This is a genomic window from Actinoplanes derwentensis (assembly GCF_900104725.1).
GTDB classification, from domain to species: Bacteria; Actinomycetota; Actinomycetes; order Mycobacteriales; family Micromonosporaceae; genus Actinoplanes; species Actinoplanes derwentensis.
In genome coordinates this window covers 4,371,442-4,395,667 of the sequence record NZ_LT629758.1, presented here as the reverse complement: position 1 = coordinate 4,395,667, position 24,226 = coordinate 4,371,442, and the positions used below count along the sequence as shown (strand labels likewise).

The following is a 24,226-nucleotide window of genomic DNA, read 5'->3' as shown; positions in this document are numbered from 1 at the left end:
GAAGTCCCGGTCCACCGGTTCGGTCGTGCCGTTCGGTCAGCGGTAGGAGGCCAGCTCCGTCGCCCACTTGGCCAGCGTCGACGCCTGCGCCGAGGTCAGCGCCGGCTTGTTGCCGAGGGTCAACAACGACACCCGGATGACGTACGCCAGGGTGTTGCCGTTGTTCAGGTCGCTCTCCAGCTGACGCAGCACCGTGGCCGAAGCTCCGGGGGCGTACTTGCGGGTCAGCGTCATGAGCCACTCGACCGTCGGCCGGACGCTGTAGCTCATCTGAACGGCGGTCGCGGCGTTGCCCGCCTTGTCCACCGCCCCGGCGCAGATCACCGTGATCAGTCCGCGCTTCTCGGTGCGGGTGATCGCGGACCTGACGGCCACCCCGGACCCCGCGTCGGCAGTGAGGCAGGAGACGGTGGGCGGGGCGTCCGGGCCGTAAACGGTTCCCGGAACGGCTCCGGCGATCGTGACGACCGGCGCCGTGTGGTCGACGTTGAGGGTGACCTTGGTGGTGGCGGTGTTACCGGCGTTGTCGGTGCCGGTTCCGGTGACGACCTGGGCCGCGCCTTCGGCGGTCAGGGTGGTGGGTGCGGGGCACACTGCCACGCCGGAGCCCTCGTCGGTGCAGGTGAAGGTCACGGTGGGTGCGGTCCGGTACCAGCCGTTGCTGTCCGGGGTGGTGTTCACCGCGGCGGTGACGACCGGCGCCGTGTGGTCGATGTCGAGGGTGACCTTGGTGGTGGCGGTGTTACCGGCGTTGTCGGTGCCGGTTCCGGTGACGACCTGGGCCGCGCCTTCGGCGGTCAGGGTGCTCGGCGCGGGGCACACTGCCACGCCCGAGGCCTCGTCGGTGCAGGTGAAGGTCACCACGGGTGCGGTGCGATACCAGCCGGAGGCGTCCTTGGTGCCGGCCACGGTCGCGATGATGGCCGGGCCGGTGTGGTCGACGTCGAGGACGACCTTGGCGGTCGCCGTGTTACCGGCGCTGTCGACGGCTTCCCCGGTGACGGTCTGGGCCGCGCCGTCGGTGGTGAGGGTGACGGGTGCGGGGCACACGGCCATACCCGAGGCCTCGTCGGTGCAGGTGAAGGTCACCACCGGTGCGGTCCGGTACCAGCCGGATTCGCCCTTGTCCCCGGTGACGGTCGCGGTGACGACCGGTGCGGTGTGGTCGACGTCGAGAGTGACTTTGGTGGTGGCCGTGTTGCCGGCGTTGTCGGTGGTGGTCCCGGTGACCGTCTGCGCGGTCCCGTCGTTGGTCAGGGTGGTCGGTGCCGGGCAGACCGCGATCCCGGACGTCTTGTCGGTGCAGGTGAAGTGCACGGTCGGCGTGGTCCGGTACCAGCCGGAGGCGTCCTTGGTGCCGGTGACGGTCGCGGTGATGACCGGGGCCGTGCGGTCGACGTTCAGGATCGCCGTCGACGTGGCGGTGTTGCCCGCCTTGTCCAGGGCGATGCCACTGATCTGCTGGCCCGAGCCCTCCGAGTTGATCACCGTCTCCGGCGGACAGGTGAAGATCAGCGATGTCTCGTCGGCACAGGTGTACCGGACCGTCGGGGCCGCCGCGAACCAGCCGGCGGCGTTCCGGTCGCCCAGCACGGTGCCGGTGATCGTCGGCGCCTTCTGGTCGATCTTCAGGGTCAGGGTGGTGGTGGCGGTGTTCCCGGAGCCGTCCCGGGCGGTGCCGGAGTAGCGCTGGGCCGCGCCGTCGGTGTCGGCGAGCACCGGAGCGGGGCAGAACGCGACCACCCCGCTGTCGTCGGCGCAGACGAAGCTGATCGTCACCGGCGTGCGGAACCAGCCGTTCACGGCCTTCTGCGACAGCGTCGTGGTGATCGTCGGCGGAGTCCGGTCCTCACCCGGAACGGGCGACGCCGTCGGAGTCGGGGTGACCTCCGGTGTCGGCGTCACGGCCGGGGCCTCCCAGACCGGGACGGACCCGGTCACCGCACTGCTGCCACCGTTGTCGTTGTACGCCTTGACCTCGACGACCCACTTCTTGTCGGTCGCCAGAGCCACCGTCGTGGAGGTGGCCGTCGCCTCGACGCGCACCGTCTTGGTGACCTTCTCGGTGCCGTAACCGACCTGGTAGTACGTCGGCGGCGGCCCGGTGGCCGGTGCCTTCCAGGACATCTGCACCGTCTCCGGCGCGTTGGCCTGCCGCTTCACCACCAGATCGGTCGGGTCGGCCGGCCGGTACCGGTCCAGCAGCGACTTGGCCGTCGTGCAGGCCCCGAACTCGTTGACCGTGGTCACGGCCAGGGTGTAGGCCCGTGACGCGTCGATGCCCGAGTACTTGAACGACGTGTCGGTGCTGGTCTGATCGGCCAGGACCGCGCCGTCGGACAGCCGGACGAAGACGGCCCGGTAGCCGGTCAGCGGCGTGTACCCGGTCCAGGCCGGGGCGCGCCAGACGGCGGTGGCCGTGGTGCCCTCGTCGGTCCGGCCGGGGGTCATGCCCATCACGGCGCTCGGCGTCAGCGCCCGCAACGAGAAGTAGCCGGTGCTGGCTCCGGCTCCGGTCGCGTCGACCGCACCGACCCGCACCTTGTAAGCGGTGCACGGGTCGGGGTTGTCGATCGTGTACTCGGTCGTCGTCGCCGGGAGTTCCAGCACACTCTCCACGTCACCGGCGATGACGTCGAGCGTGTAACTCTGCGCGCCCTCGACGGCCTTCCAGCCGACGCGGATCTTGTGCACGTCCTCGGTGGTTCTGGCTACGGTCAGGTTCTTCGGTACAGCGGGTACGGCGTACGCGGCCGTGGGGATGGCGACTGTCGTCATCGTTAGCGCGACCGTTCCGGTGCCGACCGAGGCGAGTAGTCGCCGCATGTCCATTGGTGCCCTCATCTTCTGTCGTCCACTTGCCGGGTTGACTATCGGCGGCAACCTCAAGAACAGCTCAAACGTGGGTATGCGTACGGTCAAGTTCGGGCCCGGCGACGGCGAATCCGTCCTCCGGCGCCGGTTCGAGCGGCAGCGTCAGCCAGATCCGTGCCCCGTCCTGGTAGTGCGGGTCCGCGGCGATGACACCACCGAGCCGCCGGACGATCCGGCGGCAGATGGCCAGGCCGAGCCCGTTGCCCGGATAGGCCTCCGGCAGCGACCGGTGCAGCTCCTCGAAGATCAGTTCGTGCTGGCCGGCCTGGATGCCGATGCCCTGATCGCTGATCTCGATCCGGACCGTGCCGTCCCCGACGGCCCGCGCGGCTACGTGCACCTGCGCGGCCTCCCCGAGCGGCACGTACTTGATCGCGTTGCCGAGCAGGTTCTCCATCAGCCGCCGGACCATGCCGTGGTCCCCCCGGATGACGGGCAGCGCGTCGCGGGTGATCCGGGGTACGGGGGTGGTCAAGCTGAGCGCGTCGGTGGCCAGATCGTCGACGAGGGCTCCCAGGTCGATCGGGCCGGTCCGCAGCCGGGCGTCCTCGGTGCTGGCGTAGGTCAGCACGTCGTCGATGAGCTGCCGCATACGTCCGGCACTCCGGTTGATCTCCGAGACGTACTCGTCGTATCCGGGCGGATGGGGGTAGCCGACGTCCAGATGTTCCAGGAGCTGGGCGTACCCGTAGACGCCGGCCAGCGGGGCCTTAAGGTCGTGACTGACGTCGCGGGCGAAGGTGCGCAGCTCGGCCACCGACTGATACAGCCGCTCGACGGTTCGCTGGAGGTCCGCGTTGTGCTGGCGTTCCCGCTCCAGTTCGATGCGGAGCGCAGCGAGTTCCGTTCCGACGGTGACGACGTCCTGTTTCAACGCGGAGCCTTCCTGGTGGCGGGTCATCGGACCATCACCCCTGCGGGGACTGGAGAGATCAAAAGGTCGGGGTCGGCGTGCTCCAGGTAACGGGCTAGTGCCGCCCGCAACTCGGGCAGGGTGATCGGTTTGCTCAGGCGCCCGTCCATGCCGGCTGCCAGGCATTCGTCCCGGTCCGCCGACACCGTCGCGGTCAGAGCCAGGATCGGGGTACGAGACCCGGCCGCCCGGATCCGCCGGGTCGCCTCCAGCCCGTCGGTGCGGGGCATCTGGACGTCCATCAGGACCACGTCGTAGCAGGTGCCGCTGAGCACCGCCTCGACCGCTGCGGTCCCGTCCGGGACGGCGTCGCAGGTGACACCCATCAGCTCGATCATGCGGCGGAACACGGTCCGGTTGACGTCGTTGTCCTCGGCGAGCAGCACCCGGCCACCGGACAACGGCGGAACCGTGACCGGAGCGCCGCGTACCCCGGTCCGTTCCTGGTTCAGCGCGGCGATCAGCCGGGTACTCACCAGTGGCGCGGTCAGCACCCCGGGCTTGCGGACCACCCCGGTCCGCGGGTCGGTGGCGCTGATCATCAGGGATCGGCCCTGCGGGCCGACAGCCTTGACGACCAGGTCGGTGCGCCGTATCGCCTCCGGATCGTGCGCGTCGTCGCACCAGACGACGGTGTCGACGCCCGGCAGGGGAGCGGTCACGGTGGCGAAGTCGGCCGGGACGACGTCGGCTCCGGCGCCGGCCAGCAGCCAGGACAGTGCCCGGGTGGACCGGTCCGACGGCGCGACCACGGCGATCCGCCGACGGTCCAGCGGCCGGGCGGCGCGCCCGGTGTGCGCCACCGGCCGCAACGGCAGGTGGATCCGGAACAGTGCGCCGCCACCCGGCGACTCCTGCACCCCGATGGTGCCGCCCATCTCGGCGACCAACCGGGAAGCCAGGGCCAGACCCAGCCCGGCGCCCTCGTGACTGCGGTTGCGTGAAGAGTCGGCCTGCGTGAACGGCTCGAAGATCCGGGCCCGCTGCGACTCGGTGATCCCCGGGCCGGTGTCCGACACGGTCACCGCGTACATCTCGTCGCCGGTGGTCTCGGCCAGCACCACCACCTCGCCGTCGGCGGTGAACTTGACGGCGTTCCCGACGACCGCGTCGAGAACCTGGTGCAGCCGCTGGAAATCGCCTTGGATCAACGGCGACATCGCCGGCGCGGAAGCCGCCAGCAACAGGATTCCCTTACCGCGGGCGTCCCGCTGGAGCCGCTGCACCACGTCCGCCAGCAGCTTCTCCACCTCGACCGGCTCGTCGGCCAGCCGAAGCCGGCCGGCCTCCAGCTTGCCGAGGTCGAGCATCCGGTCGATGAGCGTCTCCATCGCCTGGGCGGAAAGGTGGACCGCGTCCACGATCTCCCGCAGGCCCTGTTCCATCGGCTGTGCCCGGAGCAGTTCGACCGCCGCCACCACGGTGGTCACCGGGGTCCGCGCCTCATGGCTGAGCAGGGTCAGGAACCGGTTGCCGGCGTCGTCGGCGGTCACCGTGACCAGCCGGTGCTCGGTGCCGTCGCCGTCGGTCAGCGTGGTCACCTGCAGGTCCCGCTCGTTCGGGCCGCACCGGCAGGTCAGCCGGACCGGTGGGGTCGCCGGGGTGCCGTGCCAGACCGCTTCCAGGACGCCGCGGTGGGCGCCGCACTGGCCCGGCGAGGCCCCGAGGAATCCGCCTTCGGGCGGGTACAGCTCACGATCGCCGCCCGGTGCCGTCCACCGCTGGTTGGCGATCAGTACACGTCCGTCGGGGTCGGTGATCGCCGCGGGACCGGTGATCGCCTCGACGAGTGTTCGCGCTTCATAACCCATATACGAGACCTTTCGGGCTGGAACAACGCCGCGGGCCGGAGCCCGGATGTTGATCGTGCCGAGGCCGGAGAGCGCGACGGTGTGGTTCTCGGGTGCGGTCCGGTTTCAGGCGGCGTGCCGGCGGCGGTAACCGCGGGGCGCCGTGGCGGCCGGCGACCCGGCGCGGCGGCGCAGCCAGAACCCGGCCAGCAGGATGACGAGGGTGCCGGCGCCGACCGTCCAGGGCAGCACGTCGGACGGGCCGTGCGCCGCGGCCTTCGGCGGGACCGCCGAGATCAGGATGCGGGAGGTGCCGGAGACCGAGCGGCCGGAGATCACGATGCTGCTGCCCGAGGTACCGGCGGCGAGAAGGGTCTCCGGAACGGTCACCTCGATGCGGCCGTTCTCGTCACCCCGGGCCTGCTGGATCGGGCTGCTGCCGAGCCGGACCTCGACCAGGTCCCGGGCGCGGTAACCGGCGCCGACGACGTTGAGCCGGGCACCGTCGGCCTCCCAGTTGAGGACCAGCCGGTCGGACCCGGCCACCGCGCCGGCGGGCGTCGCGGGAAGCAGCAGCGCGCAGCTCAGGCCCAGGGCCAGCAGAAGAACGGCGGCGAAGCGGCGGGTGACGGTGGCGATCGGCATGAGATGAGACTGCGGTACCCCGCCGGGGAAGGGAACGGCTGCCGGACAACCTTGCACCCGTCCTGAGCCGGTCTTGAACTGCTTGAACTCGCCTTCGGGGTTCGGCCGCTCAGCGGATCGGGCGAGCCGCCGATGGGAGGTTTCGAGGTAGATGTCGGAGGTATGCCGTGCCGCTCCCAGTCGCCGGGGACCAGCCCAGCCGGCCGGTGTCCCGCCACCGGCGCCGGTTCCCGATCGCGGCGATGGACCGGCTGTGGCGTCCGGTGATCGGGCTGGCCGTCGTCCTCTTCGCGGCCTGCGGCCCGGCACACTCGTTCGGTTACACCGATCTGGTCTTCTACACGGTCCTGGCCGGGCTGGCGCTCACCGCGCTGGCGGTGCCGCTCGGCCTGCTGGGGCTGCGCGCTCACCGGCGGCTGCCGGCACGTGACCTGCCGGTGCGCCCGGCGCTGCTGGCGGCGCGGCCCTACCTGCTGGTGCTGGCGCTGGACGTGTTCATCGTCAGCCGCTGGTTCCGGACCGGGACGTTCATCGCCGGTGGTGACATGGGCGCGTTCATCCGCCGGGGGTGGGAACCGGAGATGGCCTGGTCGTGGAACCATCAGGCGACCGGTGCCGGTTCGGCCGCGTACACCATGGCCCGGGCCTTCGAGTTCCTGCTGATCCGGCTGTGCCGGTACGCCGGGCTCACCGAGTACTCCGCCCAGTGGCTCTACTACACGTGCATCTACGGACTGGTCGGGTTCGGGGTGGCGTACCTAGCCGGGGCGTTCGTCCGCAGCCCGGCCGGGATCGTGGTCGCCGGGGCGTTCGGGATGCTCAACGGCTTCTTCCTGACCCGCCTGCCGAACCCGCTCAACGTCATCTCGGTGGGGTCGGTCGCGCTGATCACCGGAGTCGCCATGCGGGTGGCCCTGGGCCGGCGGGTACCCACCCCGATCGCCGGGTTCGCCCTGATGCCGACGTCGTTCCTCAGTTTCAACCCGCCGATGCTCGTCGTCGCCTACGCGTGGGCGGTGGCCGGCACTCCGCTGCTGGCCGCCCTGCTGATGGGCCGGCACGCCGCCTGGCGCCTGCTCAAATGGTTCGTCGCGGCCATCCCCTGGGCGCTCTGCCTGAACCTGTGGTGGCTGCTGCCGCTGGCGCAGAGTTTCACCGGCGGGGGCGGGGCCACCGCGAACGCCACCTTCACCGATCCGACGAACTGGTCCTGGTCACAGGTGAACAACCTGCCGCCGAACATCCTCACCATGGTCGCGAACTGGGCCTGGTTCCTGCCGCAGTACCTGCCGTTCGCCACCGATCTGGACGAGCCGTGGTGGATCTGGATCCGTTACCTGCTGCCGGCGCTGGTCTTCCTGGCACCGCTGGTGGCGGCCCGACGGCTGCGGCGGGCCACCCTGGGGCTGCTGCTGGTGATCCTGCTGTTCGTGTTCCTGGCCAAGGGCCTGCGCCCACCCTTCGGCGACCTCAATCTGCTGCTCTACCTGCACGCGCCGGGGTTCTGGCTGTTCCGCGAGCCGATGAGCAAGCTGGGCCAGCTGCTGATCTCGTTCTTCGGCGTGATGCTCGCGGTGTCGGTCGAGGGGCTGCTGCTGCGGTTTCGCCGGCTGCCGGTCCAGAAGGCCGCCGCGGCGCTGCCGGTGCTGCTGGTGCTGGCCTACCCGTACCCGCTGTACACCGGCGGGGTGATGCCCGACGAACGGCCGACCCAGCCCTCGATGCACGTGCGGGTGGCGCAGGAGTGGTGGGACGTGGCCGAGCACATCGACGCCGACCCCCGGCCGGGCAAGGTCTTCGTGCTGCCTCTGGACGACTACTACCAGATGCCCACGACCTGGGGGTTCTTCGGCGCGGACACCATCGCCAACCTGCTGATCAAGCATCCGGTGGTGCAACCGAAACCGGATGGCTACTTCGGTGACGTGCCGGGGTTCGCCGCCAACCTGCGGCTGATCGAGAGCGCGCTGCTGGCCGGTGACCTGGCCCCGGTCCCGCGGCTGCTGGACGCGATCGGGGCGAGCCGGGTGATCGTCCGGCACGACCTGGTGCGTGGCCTGCCCAACCGGAACTTCGCCGACGGCCGGGTGCTGTCGGCGGCGATGGCCCGGGTGGCGGGCGCGGAACTGGAGGTCGACGGCCTGCTCCAGGTGTGGCGGGTCGGTTCCGGCACCAGCCCGACCGTCCGGACGTACGACCGGGTGCTCGACGCCCCGGCCCGGCCGGAGGCAGGCGCGGCGGTCCTCGGCACGGTCGGGTCGCGGACCGCGATAGCCGCACGCGTGGACACCAGCGAGGCCACCACCAGCCCACGGGTGGACGACACCGCGACGGTGACCGGCGATGTCGTGCACTGGCCGGTCCCGGCGGTGGACACCGGGTCGCCGATGACGACGATCGACGTGCCGGGCGGGCGCTACACGGTGGCCCAGCGGGCCCGGGCCGCGCCGGTCCTGATGCCGCGGATCGCCGGGAACCGTCTGCTGCTGGAGGATCCGACGTCGGTACGGGTGGACGGCCGTATCGTCTCCCGCCGCCCGGACCTGGAGGTGCCGTTGCCGGCCGGGCGGGAGGTCCTCGCGCTCCGGACCGGCAGCCGCCGGATGGTGTCCCTCGACGTGCCGAACCCGGCGCCGGTGCCGGTCGGTGCGGCCACCACTGTCTCGCTGCTGGCCGCGGCCGCGAAACCGGCGAAGGTGAGCGGGTTCAGCCCGGTCTTCGACTGCAACGAGTACGAACCCCGGCCCTGGAAGGAACTGGGCCTCATCGGCGAGGTGACCGGCTCCACGATCCGGCTGAGCGCCGCCGATCACGCCGCCTGCAGCCGGGTCGTGGTCGACGGCGCGAAGGCGGGCCAGACCTTCCGGGTCCGCCTGGAGTACCGGCGGGTGTCCGGGGCCCGCCCGCAGATCTGCCTGTGGCAGTCCGGGACCGCGGGCTGTGAACTCGCGGCCCGGGCGACGCTCAACAACGACTGGACCCCGTTCGAAGGGGCGACGACCATCGAATCCGACGGATCGCTGGAGATCATCCTGCACGCCGACGTGGGCCGGCGGCTGGCGCCCAAGACCGTGGTGGAGTACCGCACGGTCCAGGTGCAGGCGCTGGAGGAGGTCGGCAACCACGAGGTGTGGCCCCCGGCGGTACCGGAGACCAGCGTCGACCTGACCGCCGGACAGCACGAACTCAGCGTCGCCGGTGGGCCGTCCGGCTCGGTGCTGACCCCCTTCGAACCCCTGGAGGACTGCTACCGGTACGACGACCAGAGTGCCGAACAGGCCGGGCTGGAGGCGGAGTCGCAGATCGGGGTGGACGGTGAGACCACGTACACGCTCAAGGCGGTGAGTCACCTCGCCTGCATCGGCGCCGGGGTCGAGGACTTCGGATCGGCGTCGCTGTACGAGTTGTCGATGGAGGCCCGCAGTGTCGCGCTCCGGAACCCGAAGTTCTGTCTCTACCTGCGGGGCCCCGACCTGTGCCGCAAACTGCCGGCGGTGGCCGTCTACCAGGGCTGGACGCCGTACGAGGCGCTGATACCGCCCGACCCGGACACCGTCGAGGCCCGCCTCTACCTGTACGGGCTGCGTGATCTCGCCGGTAAACAGCAGTCCCAGGTGGAGTACCGGGGCGTCCGGATCCGCCCGGTGGCGTCGTCCTCGGCCGTCGTGCTGGTCCGGGACCAGGGCACCGGGACCGCCACCTCCACGGTGGACTGGGAACGGCGCAACCCGGCCTGGTACTCCGGCCTGATCACCGCGCCCGGCTCCACCGTCCTGGCCCTGACCGAGAGCGCCGCTCCGGGCTGGCAGATGACCGGGGTCGAGGGCGGGACCAAGGTGACCCTGCAAGGGTGGATGAGCGGCTGGACGGTGCCGGCCGGTGGCTCCTTCGAGATCCGCTACGGCCCGTCCCAGCTGTCGCGCTACGCGTTCTACCTGCTGCCGGCCACCGTGGGGATCTCGATCGGGTTCATGTACCTGCGGAGACTCCCGCCGGGCCGGCCGGCCGCGGTGAGGGCCCGGCGCCGACGCCGGTGGCGGTGGCGCCGATGATCAAGGCATTGCGGCTGCTGCTCGGCGCGCCGTCCCGGCAGCGGATGCGGTGGGCCCGCCGGCACCGGTACGCCTGGGTCGCGTTCGCACTGGTCGTGGCACTGGCGGTGCTTCTGCTGTGGCCGCTGAGCCGCCGGTTCGCCGGTGCCGACGAGGTGACCGTGGTGGCCGTCGGCGACATGGCCTGCGATCCCACCGATCCGGACATGAAACGGTCCACCCGGGAGACCGGCGACCGGTGCCGCCAGCAGGCGGTGTCCGATCTCGCCGTCGCCGCCGACCCGGATATCCTGCTGGCCCTGGGTGACCTGCAGCACGAGGTGCCGACCGTCGAGGCGTACCGGACGGTCTACGGGCCCTCCTACGGACGGCTGCGCGACCGTACCGTCCCGGTCTTCGGCAACCAGGAGTACAAGGCGCCGGAGGCGTCGTCGTTCCTCACCTACTTCGGTGAGCGGGTCCGGGACCCCCGCGGCTACTGGTCCGAGCAGATCGGGCAGTGGCATCTGGTGGTGCTGAACTCCAACTGTTCGATCGTGACCGGCGGCTGCGGGACCGGGTCGCCGCAGCAGACCTGGCTGGCCGCCGACCTGGCCGCCAACAGCCGCCGGTGCGTCATCGCGGCCTGGCACCATCCGCGCTGGTCGTCCGGGATCGCCGGGGCGGACGACCGGACCGCGGCCCTGTACCGGACCCTGTACACGAACCGGGTGGACCTGGTGCTGTCCGGGCACGACGCGCAGTACGAACGGTTCGGCCCGCTGAACGACGCCGGGCGCGCCGACGAGCGCGGGGTGCGGCAGTTCGTGGTGGGCACCGGGGGACAGGCGCACTACCGGCCGGAGGACCCCGTCCCCGAGGGCGAGCCGACCGCCGAGTTCACCGAGTACGACTACCACGGTGTGCTCGTGCTGACGTTGCGCACCGACTCGTACAGCTGGAAGTTCGACGCCCTGGAATCGAACCGGGCCGTGCTGGACGAAGGCACGGCCCGTTGCACCTGAGCGCGGTCAGGCCGCGACCGGCACCGGATGACGAGGCGCCCGGGCATGCCGGTCGACGGCCGTCAGCAGCGTGGCCGCGACCTCGTCCCAGGACAGCGCACCACCGTACGGCAGCGGCTCCGGCGGTTGCCGCAACCAGCCGGGCAGCAGCTCGGTCAGCAGCCCGGCCATCGCCTCCGGCCGGGGCGCGACGACGGCCCCGGCGGCGGCCCGGGTGGAATCGCGCAGGCCCGGTACGTCGTACGCGATGGTCGGGGTGCCGAGTGCGGCGGCCTCGGTGACCACCAGACCCCAGCCCTCGCGGACGCTGGCGGCCAGGTGCACGTGCGCCCGCGCCATCAGCTCGTGTTTCTCGGCCTCTGGAACCCGGCCGAGGAAATCGGTGTAGCCGGGCGCCCGGGTGGCCAGGCGGTCCAGCAGTGGCCCGCCACCGATCATCCAGAGCCGGAGGCCGGGAATCCGCCGACGGGCCAGCCCGACCGCCCGGATCACGTCGTCCGGCCGCTTGTACGGCACCATCCGGCCGCAGAACACCGCGGTCGGCCGCGTCTCTTTGGCCGGCCGGGGCAGCGGATCCGGCGGAGCGTAGCCCTCCGGCACCACCGTCACGTCGTGTGCCCCGAACCGGGCCAGGGACTCCCGGGTCGACTCGGAGACCGCGAGGATCGGGCTGCGGCCCAGTCGTCGCAGCCAGTTCGGTTCGAGCCGGTGCCGGCCTAGGTGGGCCAGCAGCGGCGGGGCGTTGACGTGCCAGATCTCCTCACACGTCTGATGGACCAGGGCGATGGTCCGGGTGCCGTCGTCCACCCACTCGTGGGCTTGGAACGGCACCGTGTTGGTCTCGTCGATGACGACGTCGAAGTTGCCCCGGCCGTGGCGCTGCCACCAGCGCCGCGCCTCCCGGTAGACGGTGAACCGGCTGCCGGCCCGGATGACGCGGTAACCGTCACGGATCTCGGTCGCTGGCTTTCCGTTGACGGCCGCGGCGAACAGCACCACCCGGTGGCCGGCCGCGGCCCAGCGGCGCAGAACCTGCTCGGTGTAGACCTCGGCTCCGCCGGCCGCGGGGTGGCTCAGGTCCCGCCAGTTCAAGATCAGAATCCGCATCGGACCTCCGGGTTCGCCGCCGTCGTACGCAGCGGTGACCGGGATGATCGGCCGCGCCCGGCCCGGGTTGAGGCAGCGGTGAGGGCCGGGTTCGTGAAGGTCGCTCCCCGGACGGCATTAGTTGGCGATGATGGGGCAAATGGCAAAAGAGCGGAGGAACGAGCCGAACCACCGGCGGCCACGCACCGGCCGACGGCGCCGCCCAGCCGGAACCGTCCGCCCGGCGCGGTTGACGGCGGAGTCCGTGCTCCTCGGTCTGCTCACCGGGATCCTGGTGGTCGCCCCGTGGACCAGCCCCGGCTATCTGCTGCTGCTGGACTGGGTGGCCGGGCCACATCAGGCGCTCAGCCCCGGCCTGTACGGACTCGACCCGGCAGCCCTGGACGCCCTGCCGTACCGGCTGTTCACCCACGCGATCCGGCAGCTCGCCGGGGCCGGTGCCACCAGTTGGCTGATGATCCTGGCGTTCTTCCCGATCGCGGCCGGCGGCGTGTCGGCGCTCGCCGGCGGTGGCCGGTGGCGGCGTCATCCGGCAGCCCTGTTCGTCTGCCTCAACCCGTTCGTCGTCGAGCGGATCCAGGCGGGGCATGTGCCGTTCCTGCTGTCGGTGGCCCTGCTCTGCGCGATGGCGGCCTCGGCCCGGCACGCCCGGACCCGGGGCCACTGGTTCGCCGCACGACCGGCCGGCTGGTACGCGCTGGCCGTCTCGTCCGCCGCGCACGCGGCCTGGCTCGGCGCGACGATCCTGGTCCTGATCATGCTGCTGCCCCGGCCCCGGCTCCGGGACCTGGTACGCACCGCCATCGTGATCGTGGCGACCGGCGGCGTCTACACGTACGCCGCGGTCGTCGTGTCCAGCGCGATCCTGACCATCGACGTCAGCCGGGAGGACCTGGAGGTGTACGCCACCTATCCCGGATCGGCCGGGCTCCTGACCTCGGTGGCCACCCTGCGGGGCTTCTGGCGGGGCGCCTCCGACAGCAGTCCCGCGGTGGCCCTGGGCCTGGTGCCCGGCCTGATCCTGGTGGTGGCCGTGCTCGGGGGCCTGGGCCGGTTGTGCCGCCGCGAGCCGGCGGCCGGTGTGCCGCTGACCGCGGTCACGGTGTCCGGCCTGCTGCTCGGGATGGGTGTGCACGGCCCGCTCGGCAGCGCGTACCGGGCCGCCTTCGACCATCTCCCGCTCTTCGAGGCGATGCGGGAACAGCAGAAATGGGTCGCCCTGGCGATGATCGGGTACGCGGTGGGGGTGGGCGTCTCGGCGGAGGCGCTGGCCGGGGCGCTGCGCGACAGCCACCATCCGGTGCTGCGGGCCGGGGCCCGGCTGTCGGCACCGGCGCTGATCGGCATGTACGTCACCGTCGGTGCCTCCCTGCTCTGGGGTCTGGGCGGATCGGTCCAGGTGAGTCACTACCCGCGGGCCTGGTACGCCGCCGACCAGATCATGGGTACCGGCGACGAGTCGGTGCTGTTCCTGCCGTGGCATCAGTACCAGCCGTTCGCGTTCACCGCGACCCGGAGTGTGGCCACCCCGGCCCGCGCGTTCTTCCGCCGCCCGGTGCTCAGCAGCGACGCCGCGGAGCTGGGCCCGGTGCGGAGCAACTCGGTGTCGCAGCGGATGGCCTACCTGGACCGGGTGATCGCGACCGGCGCCGCAGGCAGTTTCGGTCAGCTGATCGCGCCGCTGGGGGTGCGGTACGTGGCGCTGTCCAAGGAGCGGGAGACCGACGCGTACGCCTGGCTCAGCCGTCAGCGGGATCTGCGCCCGGTGCTGACGACCGGGGAACTCGACGTCTACCAGGTGGTCGCGGAGGGGACCGGCCGGGTGGTGAGCGCTCGCGCCGGGGATCTCACCGCCGCGCTGGGCTGGGCCGCCGACGGGCGGCTGGGGTCGGAGGCGGTGCTGTCCGGCGTGGGTGACGGTGTGGTTCCCTCAGCCGGGTCGGGTGGCCTGCGGCGGATGAGTTCGACGCGCTGGCGGGTGGAAGCGGGGGCACCGGGTTGGGTGGTGGTGCCGGAGGAGTGGTCGGCGAACTGGATGGCGGGGGATCAGGTCACCCGGCCGACCGTCGCCGGGACTGTCGCGGTCCGGGCCGGTTCTCGGTCCTTCACGGTGCAGTACACGCCGTGGCGGTGGTTACGTGTGGGGCTGCTGGTGTCGGTGCTGTCGCTGGCGGTGCTGACGATCTCGGGCCTGGTGGAGCATCGGCGCGAGTTCTATCCGGGTCTCAGGCGGCGGCTTGCCGGTAGTGGCCGGAGCGGTGCCGGCGCAGGATCCCGAAGGTGTCGCGCAGGGTCCGGACGATCGAGTTGGTGGTGACGGTGCTGCCGTTGGCGGCGGTGTCGACGTCCACCGGCGCGGACCGCATGTCCCGGTAGCCGGCGGCCTTCGCGGCGACGAAGAACTCCAGGTCGAAGGCGAAACGCTGCTCGCGCAGGTGCGGCAGGAGCTGGGCGATGACGTCCCGGCGGAAGATCTTGCAGCCGGTCTGGGTGTCCTTGACCGGGAGCAGGAACATTCCGGTGACCAGGGACGAGTAGGTGATGGAGATGAACTTGCGGGACTTCGAGGCGGTGCTGCTCGACCGGGCGTGGCGCTTGTCGGCGTAGACGGCGCTGTGGTCGCCGGTGCGGGCCAGCTCCAGGTAGGTGATGAGGTGGTGGGCGGCGATGTCGCCGTCCGAGTCGATGAACCCGACCCAGGCGCCCTGCGCGGCGGCGAAACCCTGGTGCAGGGCGTTGCCCTTGCCGGAGTTGGTGCGGTTGTCGATCAGCCGGACGCCGGGCAGTTCCGCCACGAAGGCCGCGGACTCGTCGGTGCTGCCGTCGTTGACCGCGATGATCTCGTGCCCGATCCCGGCGGCGGTCAGCACTCCGGAGACCTCGCGGATGGTCCGGGCGATGACCGGGCCGCAGTTGTAGAACGGGATGACGACGGTGAGCTCGATGCTCGGGGTGGCCGGCGCCCACAGGTTCGGCGTAGCGGCCGGGGCGGTGCGGGCGGGCGCCGTGGGGGCGACGGCGGCGAGGGGGCGGAGGGCGGGGGCTGCGGTCATGCCCAAACATTCGGGCCGCTACCTCAAGCCAGGCTCTGGCGCGATTCAGGCTTACGACAAGCCTGCCGGGACACCCGGAAAAGCAGATGAGCAGACCCGTTGACCAGGTCTGCTCATCGTGCGGTGCGGGGCGTCAGGGCAGCCATTTCTCCCAGACGTCGCGGTTGGCGTCGGCCCATTTCTTGGCCGCCTCGTCGGCGGTCATCTTGCCCTGGGTCATGTCCCGGGCGACCTGGTTCTGGTCGTTGTTGGTCCAGGTCCAGTTCTTGAGGAAGACGGCCCCCGGGCTGCCCGAGTCGACGAACGCCTTACGGGCGATCTTGTCGAGGTCGTACGGCTGGTAGTCGCAGGTCACGGCGTCCGCGTCGGCGTCGCAGCCGGGCTTGTACCGGGGCAACGGGATGTGCGCCAGCTTGATGTCCGACAGCAGCCACTGCGGCTCGTAGAAGTAGCCGAGCAGCGGGGTCTTCTGCCGTTGCGCCCGCCGGAACGCGGCGATCAGCTTGTCCTCGCTGCCCGCGTACACCAGGGTGTAGTCGAGCTTGAGGTTCTCGATCAGCTGGGCGTCCTTGGTGACGAACGACGGGTCGGCGGCCAGGAACTGCCCCTTCCCGCCGGTCGCCGTGGTCTTGAACGTGTCGGCGTACTCGTTCAGGTTGCGCCAGTCGAGGATGTCCGGGTTCTCGTCGGCCATCCACTGCGGCACGTACCAGCCGATGACGCCCTTGTTGCCGGTGAGGCCCAGCTCGACGGCCACCTTCTGCCCGTCGATGTACTTCTTCTTCAGATCGTCGTGACCCCAGTTCTCCAGGATCACGTCGATGCTGCCGTCGACGAAGCCGGCCCACGAGGCGGTCTCGCTCAGCTCGTAGCTGTTCACCTTGCACCGCAGCTCCTCCTTGAGGAGGTAGCTGACGACGGCGGCGTTCGCGGCCGACCCGGACCACGGGTTGACCGCGAGGTTCACCGTCCCGCAGGAGGGCGGGCTGGGCACCCCCGGCGGTGGGGTGACGGCGGCCTGGGTGGTGGCGCAGCCGGCCACCACGGCCAGACCGAACGCGGTCAGGGCCTGGGCGAACCGGCGGATCACCATGCCGCCGCCCGCTCCCGGTTCGCCCGCTTGGCGAGGACCTCCTCGGTGAGCGCCACCAGGACACTCTTGACCGACTCGCGGTCGCGGGCGTCGCACTCCATCAACGGCACCGCGGGGCTGACCCCGAGCGCGTCGCGGACCTCCTCGAGGATGAACCGCTGAGCGCCGTTGAACCGGTTGACGCCGATGATGAACGGGATCTCGTGCTCCTCGAAGTAGTCGATCGCGGGGAAGGAATCCTCGATCCGCCGCGTGTCGACCAGCACGATCGCTCCGAGGGCGCCGGTGACCAGGTCGTCCCAGAGGAACGCGAACCGGTCCTGCCCGGGCGTGCCGAACAGGTACAGCAGCAGCGATTCGTCGAGGGTGATGCGGCCGAAGTCGAGGGCCACGGTCGTGGTGGTCTTGCCGGACACCGCGGAGGTGTCGTCGATACCGATCGACCTCTCGGTCATCTCGGCCTCGGTGACGAGCGGCTCGATCTCGGAGATGGCACCCACGAAGGTGGTCTTGCCGACGCCGAAACCGCCGCTGATGACGATCTTGACAGCGATGGGGTGCGCTGCCGACGGCTCCCTAGAGCGCCCGGACACGGTCCCTGATCCTTTCGATCAAACTGGTGGAGAGCTCCTCGGGCTGGTCTTGCACGCTGAGGTAGCCCTGGGTGATCAGGTCGGCCACGATGACGCGGACCACACCGAGCGGCGCGCGCAGCGCCACCGACAGGTCCGCGACCGACATCGGCGACTGCGCGAGCTCGACGATGCGCCGGGACTCGAAGCGTAGTGGTGCCGACAACGCGGCCGGAGCCGCGTGCAGCAGGGTCTCGATCCGCAGGTTGTCGTGCAGTGGCTGCGTGCGCCCGTTGGTGAGCATGAACGGCCGGATCACCGGATCCTCGTCCATGTCACCGGAGTGCAATCCTCCACCCGACGGCCGGTGTGACCCGGCGTACGGAACAGAGCCGGGTTCGGCGCCCCACGACGGGCTGCTCATCGCGGGAGGTGTTGCCGGGACTCTGCGATCAGGGCCGGAGTGAGCAGATCACCGAAGCGCTCGGTGAGTAGCGAGATCTCGTAGCCGACCAGGCCCAGATCGCAGTCGCTGCCGGCCACCACGCCGAGGCAGCTGCCGCCGGCTATCACCGAGACCAGCAGGAACCCCCGGTGCATCTCGATCATGATGAGCTTGAGGCCGTCGAAGTCGTACCGCCGGGAGGCGCTGCGGGCCAGGCTGGCCAGGCTGGAGACGATGGCGGCCAACTGGTCCGCCTCGGCCCGGTTCAGCCCGTCCGAGCTGGCGATCAGCAACCCGTCGGAGGACACCGCCACGGCGTCACGCACGCCGTCCGTCTGGTGGACGAAGTTACCGAGCAGCCAATTGAATTGGTGCCGATCCGACGACGTGTCAACGCTCATCATTCTTCTTTCCAGGTTGCTGCCAAGGGGCCACTTCGGGATGGCTGTCACTGGGACCCCGCTGTTTCAGAACTACCGCGCTGAATACCGCCACGCAGCGCGTTGAGCCGGTCCCGCACCGACTCCGCCGAGCCACTGACCGGCGCCGGCCGCTCGGCCGGCGCGTTGTTCGACACCGTCGGTGGTCGGGTCGTGGCCCGCTGAGCGCGGGGTGTCCGCTTCTTCAGGCCGTTCGCGGTCCGGGGCGCGTCGTCACCGGGCGGCCCGAAGTCCAGCACCGCGGTCATGGCCGCCGCGTTGTCGTCCTTGACCACCACGTACTCGATGGCGGTGGAGTGTAGTGGCCGGTCCGCGGTGACGACACCGGCGGTCACCGGCTGGGCCTGACCGACTTCGGCCGGCGGGATCCGCAACGGCGCGGCCGGGGCGGCGGGTGCGGCCTGCGCGGCCGGTTCGACCGCCCGCGCAGCCGGGCGGGCCGCCGGGGGCTGTGGCCGCGAGCCGACACTCTGCTGGTCGGTCAAAATCTCCGCGGGCAGCGTGATCCGGGCCGTCACACCGGTCACCGGCGACGGCGTGAGCTGCACCTCGATGCCCATCTGCTGGGCCAGGCGGCCGACCACGTAGTGGCCGAGGAACCGGGCCGGAGCGGTGATGAAGTCACCCTCGCCGCGCAGCCGCTCGTTGGCCCGCTGCATGTCGGCGGCCGTCATGCCGACACCCTGGTCGGTGATGGCGATCAGGTAGGTGCCGCCGATCCGCCGCCCGTGGATCTCCACGTCCTGATCAGGCGGGGAGAAGGACAGGCCGTTCTCGATCAGCTCGGCCAGCATGTGCGCGATACCGCTGACCGTGGAGCCGTTGACCAGCGCCTCGTCCACCCGGCGCAGGGTGACCCGGCGGTACTCCTCGACCTCGGAGACGGCCGCGCGGATCACGTCGGAGACCATCAGCGGTTCGGAGAGCTGCCGCGGGCTGGCCGCGCCGACCAGGACCAGGAGGCTCTCCGCGTTCCGCCGCATGCGGGTGGCCAGGTGGTCGAGTTCGAAGAGGTTCGCCAGACCGGTCGGGTTGGACTCCTCGCGCTCCAGCTTGGTGATGAAGCCGAGCTGGCGGCGGAGCAGGTTCTGGTTGCGGCGGCCGAGGTTGGCCATCGACTCGGCGGTGGTCCGCCGCAGCGTGGCCTGCTCGGTGGCCAGGGCGTACGCGGTGGCCTGCACCCGGTCGAAGGCGTCGGCCACCAGACGGACCTCGACACTCGCGCCGCGGGGCACGAGCACCGGGGGCGGCGGTGTGGTGCCGTCACCGGTGCTGGCCTTCTGGACCGCGTCCGGCAGCTGGGTGCTGGCCAGCCGGTTGGCCTCGTTGGCCAGCACGGTCAGCGGCCGGGCCACCGACTGCGACGCGACGGTGGCCAGATAGATCGAGCCGACCAGACAGATCAGCACCGCACCGAGCAGCACGGTCATCCGGACCGAGGCCTCGTCCTCCAGGTACGTGGCGCGCGCCGAGATGACCGAACCGACGTGGTGTTCGAGCTGCAGCGTGTCGTCCAGCACGGTGGTCAGCGCGGACCACCAGGACTGCGGGTTGACCTGCAGCGACCGGCCGTCACCGGATTGAAGCGCGACATTCTCGAAGAACGCCGCCTCGCGGGCCGCGCCGGTGTCCAGGAGGTATTGCATCGAGCCGCGCTCGAGGTCGTTGGCGTAGCGGTAGTAGGCGGTGAGAGCCGCGTCCTTGGTGGATCGCATGGTGACGAATTGCAGGAATTCGCCCTGCTTGAAACCGCCGGCGGAGAAGACACCGTTGAGGAAGGCCCGCTCCTGGGAGGCGGCCTCCTTCATGTCGCCGAGCGCTTCCAGCGTGGCCGCGCCACGGCGCAGTTCCTCGTCGCCGTTACTGTCCAACTCGAAGTCGAGGTTGCCCAGGTCGGCGATGCGGGCGCTGTAGAAGGCGAAGGTGGCGGCCCGCTGGCCGGAACCGGTGTCGGTGCCGGCCCGGACGCCGGCCAGGCCGTCCAGCTGCTGCACCGCGGCGGAGACCCGGTCATCGACCTCCTCGCCGTCGGTGATCAGGTTCTCCAACTGGTCGCGGCGCAGGTCGACGGCGTCGCGGGCGGGCAGTACCTCGGTGCGGTAGGCCTCGTTGCCGCCGAGCAGACCGGCGGTCAGACCACGCTCGGTCTGCAGGTCCTGCACCAGTTCGGCGACCGCGAGGTCGATGGTGACGGCGCGGGCGGTGGCCGAGGCGGTCCGGTAGTTGTCCACCTCGCCGACCGCGACGATGGCGAGTAGAACCAGAGTGGTGGCGACCGGGAGGGCGAGTGTCCGGACCACCCGCCGGCGGATCGTGCCGCCGGACGACCGGCGGGTCCGTGCCGACATTCCGCCCCCGGGGGCGCCGGGGACCGGCAAAGCCCCGCCGACCGGCGTGGACTGCTCGGAATGCTCGGCGCCCTGAACCTGGACGGACAAGCGATCAGCTCCTCTGTCGACCATCGGCCAGGCATGGTCACGGCCGGTGGGTCGATTCACAACGGGTGAACCGGCAAGTTTCTTATTAACAAGGTGGAGAATGGCGCAAAGCGATGCGGCGATCCCGGGAAATGAACTGATCTTCCGGGATCGCCGCAACAGCTTCTTCGCTCAGCCCTTGATGGTCAACACCGGGGGCCGAAATTTACGGCAGTGCAACCTCTTTATGCATTGGCCCGATTACGGGCGGTTATTTGGGAGCGTTCTCAGTAACCGCCTGTGAGATCGCCTCGAGCATCGAGTACCCACGATGCAAGGTGCGCCGCGAACGACGCCCGCACCAGAACCCAGAACACCGGATCCGTATCGATCACGGAGGGTTCCCGCCGGAGCAGGATCACCGGCGCGTGCGCGAGTGTCGTCTGCGCGCACCGGCCCACCTCGAAGACCCGGGGATGCAGATCCAGCGAGCAGCCGAGCGCCAGCAACTCGCGAGCGCCGGGCCCGCTCAGTTCCAGAGTGGTGCGCTGCGCCGAGACGTCCACCACCGAACAACCGCTGACCGTTTCCAGCCGTTCGGTCAGCCGCCGCTGAGCGCCGGGCGGGCCGATGACCAGCCATTCGTCCGGCCCGAGCCACACGAACGTCGCCTCACCGTCGACCGTGCTGGTACCGGCCGCGGTGGGTAGCGGAAGGCCGCCGGCCTGGTCGGCCCGCAGGCTGAGCTGGGTCAGGAACGGAACCTCGGCCAGGGTGACGCCGGCATCGGCCGACGGGAGCGCGAAGCCGGCCAGAGGGGAGGAGCGGGGGGTCTGATCAGCCATCTCGCCGTGCGCCTTCCGGGTCGTAGAGTACGGAGCCGGTGACCGTCACCGGCACCAGACGGTCGTCGAGCGTGGCCCACAACGTCTGTCCGTGCAGCTCACGACCGTTACTGATCAGGGCGAGAGCGAACGTCCGGCCCAACGCTGCGCTGTGGTAAGACGACGTCACGTGTCCGAGCGCGGTGACCGGCGGTTCCGGAAGTTCCGGGTCCGGCAGCAGATGCGAACCCTCCGGAAGCAGCACCCCGTCGTCCGGCAGAAGACCCACGAGCTGTTTCCGGTCCGGGCGGTTGTTATCCGTACGCGCGAAGGATCTGCGGCCGATGAAATCGGCTTTCTTCTTCGAGACCGCCCAGCCCAGTCCCAGGTCGTGCGGGGTGACCGTGCCGTCGGTGTCCTGACCGATGATCGGATAACCCTTCTCGGCACGCAGCACGTGCATCGTCTCGGTGCCGTACGGCGTGACCCCGAGCCCGGCCAGTCGTGTCCAGAGCGCGAGTGCGTCCCACCAGCTCACGTTGATCTCGTAAGCCAGCTCGCCGGAGAAGCTGATCCGGCACACCCGCGCCTCGATCCCGGCGACCGTGGTGTCGCGCCACGTCATGAACGGAAATCCGTCCCTGGTGACGTCCAGTTCCGGGGCGAGCCCTGCCAGGATCTCCCGCGACCTCGGCCCGACCAGCGCGACCGTCGCCCACTGCTCGGTCACCGACGTGCAGCGCACCCGCAACGAGGGCCACTCGGTCTGCAGCCACTCCTCCATCCAGTCCAGGATCAGCGCGGCGTTGCCGGTGGTCGTGGTGACCAGGAACCTCTCGTCGGTCAGCCGGATGACGGTCCCGTCGTCGAGGACCATGCCGTCCGGCCGGCACATCACCCCGTACCGGATCGCGCCGGGTTTCAACGTACTGATCATGTTGGTGTAGAGCCGGTCCAGGAACACGCCGGCGTCCGGCCCCCGGACGTCGATCTTGCCGAGCGTGGAGGCGTCCATCATCGCCACGCCCTCGCGAGCGGCCCGGCACTCGCGCAGCACCGCGGTGCCCATGTCCTCGCCGCCGAGCGGGTAGTACCAGGGGCGTTTCCACTGGCCGACGTTCTCGAACAGCGCACCGTTGCTCTCGTGCCAGCCGTGCAGGGCGGTCACCCGCACCGGATCGAACCGCATGCCCCGATCCCGGCCGGCCAGAGCCGCGAACGACACCGGGGCGTACGGCGGACGGAACGTAGTGGTACCCAGCGCGCCGACCTCCACCCCGAGCAGCCCGGCGACGACACCGCTGGTCAGGGTCCCGGACGTCTTGCCCTGATCGTGCGCGGTGCCCGCGGTGGTGTAGCGCTTCACATGCTCGGCGGACCGCATCCCGGTCCCGGTGGCGCGGGCGATGTCAGCGACGGTGACGTCCCGTTGCAGATCCACGAAACTGACGGCGGCATCCCCCGGCAGAGTCCAGACCGCGACCGGCGGAGCCGCTTCGGGTTCCTCGACCACGGGCAGCGGGATCAGCCCGGCACCGCCACCGGCTTGCGCACCTTCAAGCAGACAACCACTGATCGTGTACGTTCCGACTATCGCGCCCGCAAGGTCCACCGCCTGCCGGCAGCCGCCGTCCGGACGGAAGGCAGCAAGCGTCGCATCGTAGGCGAGACGGCCCCCGGCCTGGGAGAACAGTGCCCCGACCGGATTCCAGCCACCCGACACGAGCAGCAGATCCGCGTCTTCCTCACGGGCCGGCTGGTCGCCGTCGAGAGCACGCAACGTGACCGCCGAGACCCGGTCCGCACCGGTCACCCCGGCCACCGCCCAGCCGGCCAGCACCTCGATACCGCGCTCGGCGCAGCGCCGCGCCCACTCCGATCCGGTCCCGCCGCGCAGATCGGCGATCGCGGCGATCTCCACCCCGGCTGCGTGCAGATCGAGAGCCGCCGCGTACGCGCTGTCGTTGGTGGTCAGCACCACGGCCCGGCGGCCGGGCGACACCCCGTACCGGTTGACGTACGTGCGCGCCGCCCCGGCCAGCATCACCCCGGGCCGGTCGTTGTCGGCGAACGCGATCGACCGCTCGTGCGCACCGGTCGCCAGCACCACCCGCCCGGCCCGGATCCGCCAGATCCGCTCCCGGATCTCGTCCGCCGGTGCCGCCGCCCCGAGATGAGCGGTGCACCGCTCGACCGCGATCACGTGATTGTCGTCGTAGTAGCCGAACGCGGTGGTCCGCGACAACACCCGCACCTCGGTCGCCGCCCGCAGGCTCTCGGCCGTGGCCGCCACCCAGTCCAGCAGCTCACCGGTGCCGAGCAGGCTCCCACCCGGCTGCGGCTGATCGTCCACCAGGATCACCCGGGCCCCCGACGTGGCGGCCGTCGCGGCGGCGGCCAGCCCGGCCGGGCCGGCCCCGATCACCAGCACGTCGCAGTGCGCGTGGATCGCCCCGTACCGGGCCGGGTCGGGCCGGTCGGCGAGCCGCCCCTGCCCCCGCAACCCGCGCACCACCAGGCCGTCGAACAGTTCCACGGTGGTGGCCGTCAGCATCGGCTCCGGGAACGGCTCCTCGATCTGCACGATCGCGTTCGGCTCCTCGACACCGGCCGCGAAGATCCCCCGCGGCCGGCCGGTCCGGATCCCGGACGACACCACGTGCACCCCGTTGGCCAGCAGTGCCGACGCGAGGGTGTCACCCTCGTTCCCCTGGTATTCCCGCCCGTCGAAAGTGAACCGCAGCGTCATGCGGTCACCTCGTTCGTCACGGTGTCCCGGGTCAGGTTGAACCAGCGGCGGCAGCCCGCACTGTGACTCCACCGCTCCCGGAACGGCCCCTTCGGGTTGTCCCGGAAGAACAGGTAATGCGCCCACTGTTCATCGGACAGCGCGTCAGGGTCGGCCGGATAGGCCACCCCCGCCTGCCCGCCGTAGTGGAACTCGGACTCGTCGCGGGGCCCGCACCAGGGGCAGGGGATGAGCATCATGGCGTTTCC

The 24,226-nt window shown here is 70.8% G+C and carries 17 protein-coding genes; 3 read left to right on the top strand and 14 right to left on the bottom strand.

The features are described 5' to 3' along the window. Window positions 1–36: 36 nt before the first annotated feature. From BLU81_RS19445 to BLU81_RS19430, 4 genes are all read right to left on the bottom strand, one after another. Window positions 37–2,778 (bottom strand): fibronectin type III domain-containing protein, encoded by a 2,742-nt coding sequence (locus tag BLU81_RS19445; RefSeq protein ID WP_231954653.1) that lies wholly within the window; start codon window positions 2,776–2,778, stop codon window positions 37–39. A gap of 118 nt (window positions 2,779–2,896) precedes the next feature. Continuing rightward, the gene (locus tag BLU81_RS19440; protein ID WP_092545978.1) at window positions 2,897–3,775 is read right to left on the bottom strand and encodes a sensor histidine kinase; all 879 of its coding nucleotides are present in this window, start codon (window positions 3,773–3,775) and stop codon (window positions 2,897–2,899) included. Continuing rightward, a complete protein-coding gene (locus BLU81_RS19435) occupies window positions 3,772–5,598 on the bottom strand; it encodes a hybrid sensor histidine kinase/response regulator (RefSeq protein ID WP_092545977.1) in 1,827 nt (608 codons plus the stop codon). The genes BLU81_RS19440 and BLU81_RS19435 overlap by 4 nt, the downstream gene beginning before the upstream one ends. Window positions 5,599–5,703: 105 nt before the next feature. Further along, on the bottom strand, window positions 5,704–6,222 hold the full coding sequence (locus BLU81_RS19430) for a hypothetical protein (protein ID WP_092545976.1): 519 nt from the start codon (window positions 6,220–6,222) through the stop codon (window positions 5,704–5,706). A gap of 167 nt (window positions 6,223–6,389) precedes the next feature. On the opposite strand from BLU81_RS19430, the gene BLU81_RS19420 reads away from it, so the two are divergent. Together BLU81_RS19420 and BLU81_RS19415 are read left to right on the top strand one after the other, a co-directional pair. Continuing rightward, on the top strand, window positions 6,390–10,274 hold the full coding sequence (locus BLU81_RS19420) for a hypothetical protein (protein WP_231954652.1): 3,885 nt from the start codon (window positions 6,390–6,392) through the stop codon (window positions 10,272–10,274). After that, window positions 10,271–11,278 carry a metallophosphoesterase family protein gene (locus tag BLU81_RS19415; RefSeq protein ID WP_092557324.1) on the top strand — a complete coding sequence of 336 codons (1,008 nt, stop codon included), beginning with the start codon at window positions 10,271–10,273 and terminating at the stop codon, window positions 11,276–11,278. The genes BLU81_RS19420 and BLU81_RS19415 overlap by 4 nt, the downstream gene beginning before the upstream one ends. Window positions 11,279–11,284: 6 nt before the next feature. Here BLU81_RS19415 and BLU81_RS19410 read toward each other — a convergent pair whose 3' ends face one another. Beyond that, complete coding sequence (locus BLU81_RS19410) at window positions 11,285–12,385, bottom strand: glycosyltransferase family 4 protein (protein WP_092545975.1); 1,101 nt, start codon at window positions 12,383–12,385, stop codon at window positions 11,285–11,287. Window positions 12,386–12,614: 229 nt separating this feature from the next. On the opposite strand from BLU81_RS19410, the gene BLU81_RS19405 reads away from it, so the two are divergent. Beyond that, on the top strand, window positions 12,615–14,702 hold the full coding sequence (locus tag BLU81_RS19405) for a hypothetical protein (protein WP_231954651.1): 2,088 nt from the start codon (window positions 12,615–12,617) through the stop codon (window positions 14,700–14,702). Here the strand turns inward: BLU81_RS19405 and BLU81_RS19400 are convergent. The 9 genes from BLU81_RS19400 to BLU81_RS19360 form a co-directional block, all read right to left on the bottom strand. After that, a complete protein-coding gene (locus tag BLU81_RS19400) occupies window positions 14,611–15,438 on the bottom strand; it encodes a glycosyltransferase family 2 protein (RefSeq protein WP_092545973.1) in 828 nt (275 codons plus the stop codon). The two genes, BLU81_RS19405 and BLU81_RS19400, sit on opposite strands and share 92 nt — an antisense overlap. Window positions 15,439–15,571: 133 nt before the next feature. Next, on the bottom strand, window positions 15,572–16,531 hold the full coding sequence (locus tag BLU81_RS19395; protein ID WP_092545972.1) for a glycine betaine ABC transporter substrate-binding protein: 960 nt from the start codon (window positions 16,529–16,531) through the stop codon (window positions 15,572–15,574). After that, window positions 16,525–17,124, bottom strand: coding sequence for a GTP-binding protein (locus tag BLU81_RS19390; protein ID WP_092545971.1), 600 nt, complete (start codon window positions 17,122–17,124; stop codon window positions 16,525–16,527). The genes BLU81_RS19395 and BLU81_RS19390 overlap by 7 nt, the downstream gene beginning before the upstream one ends. Then, window positions 17,108–17,437 (bottom strand): DUF742 domain-containing protein, encoded by a 330-nt coding sequence (locus BLU81_RS19385; protein WP_307833826.1) that lies wholly within the window; start codon window positions 17,435–17,437, stop codon window positions 17,108–17,110. The genes BLU81_RS19390 and BLU81_RS19385 overlap by 17 nt, the downstream gene beginning before the upstream one ends. Before the next feature lie 86 nt (window positions 17,438–17,523). Then, window positions 17,524–17,949, bottom strand: coding sequence for a roadblock/LC7 domain-containing protein (locus BLU81_RS19380; protein ID WP_092557322.1), 426 nt, complete (start codon window positions 17,947–17,949; stop codon window positions 17,524–17,526). A 47-nt stretch (window positions 17,950–17,996) separates the two neighbouring features. Next, entirely contained in the window at window positions 17,997–20,426 is a 2,430-nt protein-coding gene (locus BLU81_RS19375) for a sensor histidine kinase (RefSeq protein ID WP_231954650.1), read from the bottom strand. 266 nt (window positions 20,427–20,692) lie between these two features. Beyond that, window positions 20,693–21,250 (bottom strand): sarcosine oxidase subunit gamma, encoded by a 558-nt coding sequence (locus BLU81_RS19370; protein ID WP_092545968.1) that lies wholly within the window; start codon window positions 21,248–21,250, stop codon window positions 20,693–20,695. Next, window positions 21,243–23,978 carry a 2Fe-2S iron-sulfur cluster-binding protein gene (locus BLU81_RS19365; RefSeq protein ID WP_092545967.1) on the bottom strand — a complete coding sequence of 912 codons (2,736 nt, stop codon included), beginning with the start codon at window positions 23,976–23,978 and terminating at the stop codon, window positions 21,243–21,245. The genes BLU81_RS19370 and BLU81_RS19365 overlap by 8 nt, the downstream gene beginning before the upstream one ends. Next, the gene (locus BLU81_RS19360; protein WP_092545966.1) at window positions 23,975–24,217 is read right to left on the bottom strand and encodes a sarcosine oxidase subunit delta; all 243 of its coding nucleotides are present in this window, start codon (window positions 24,215–24,217) and stop codon (window positions 23,975–23,977) included. Before BLU81_RS19360 ends, BLU81_RS19365 begins: the two co-directional genes overlap by 4 nt. Window positions 24,218–24,226 lie beyond the last annotated feature (9 nt).

Excerpts from the sequence above, each read along its gene's own strand:
- BLU81_RS19395 (WP_092545972.1), bottom strand. The coding sequence starts at position 16,531 with ATGGTGATCCGCCGGTTCGCCCAGGCCCTGACCGCGTTCGGTCTGGCC.
- BLU81_RS19365 (WP_092545967.1), bottom strand. The coding sequence starts at position 23,978 with ATGACGCTGCGGTTCACTTTCGACGGGCGGGAATACCAGGGGAACGAG.
- BLU81_RS19415 (WP_092557324.1), top strand. The coding sequence starts at position 10,271 with ATGATCAAGGCATTGCGGCTGCTGCTCGGCGCGCCGTCCCGGCAGCGG.
- BLU81_RS19400 (WP_092545973.1), bottom strand. The coding sequence starts at position 15,438 with ATGACCGCAGCCCCCGCCCTCCGCCCCCTCGCCGCCGTCGCCCCCACG.
- BLU81_RS19440 (WP_092545978.1), bottom strand. The coding sequence starts at position 3,775 with ATGACCCGCCACCAGGAAGGCTCCGCGTTGAAACAGGACGTCGTCACC.
- BLU81_RS19385 (WP_307833826.1), bottom strand. The coding sequence starts at position 17,437 with ATGGACGAGGATCCGGTGATCCGGCCGTTCATGCTCACCAACGGGCGC.
- BLU81_RS19380 (WP_092557322.1), bottom strand. The coding sequence starts at position 17,949 with ATGAGCGTTGACACGTCGTCGGATCGGCACCAATTCAATTGGCTGCTC.
- BLU81_RS19435 (WP_092545977.1), bottom strand. The coding sequence starts at position 5,598 with ATGGGTTATGAAGCGCGAACACTCGTCGAGGCGATCACCGGTCCCGCG.
- BLU81_RS19360 (WP_092545966.1), bottom strand. The coding sequence starts at position 24,217 with ATGATGCTCATCCCCTGCCCCTGGTGCGGGCCCCGCGACGAGTCCGAG.
- BLU81_RS19410 (WP_092545975.1), bottom strand. The coding sequence starts at position 12,385 with ATGCGGATTCTGATCTTGAACTGGCGGGACCTGAGCCACCCCGCGGCC.
- BLU81_RS19445 (WP_231954653.1), bottom strand. The coding sequence starts at position 2,778 with ATGACGACAGTCGCCATCCCCACGGCCGCGTACGCCGTACCCGCTGTA.
- BLU81_RS19370 (WP_092545968.1), bottom strand. The coding sequence starts at position 21,250 with ATGGCTGATCAGACCCCCCGCTCCTCCCCTCTGGCCGGCTTCGCGCTC.
- BLU81_RS19430 (WP_092545976.1), bottom strand. The coding sequence starts at position 6,222 with ATGCCGATCGCCACCGTCACCCGCCGCTTCGCCGCCGTTCTTCTGCTG.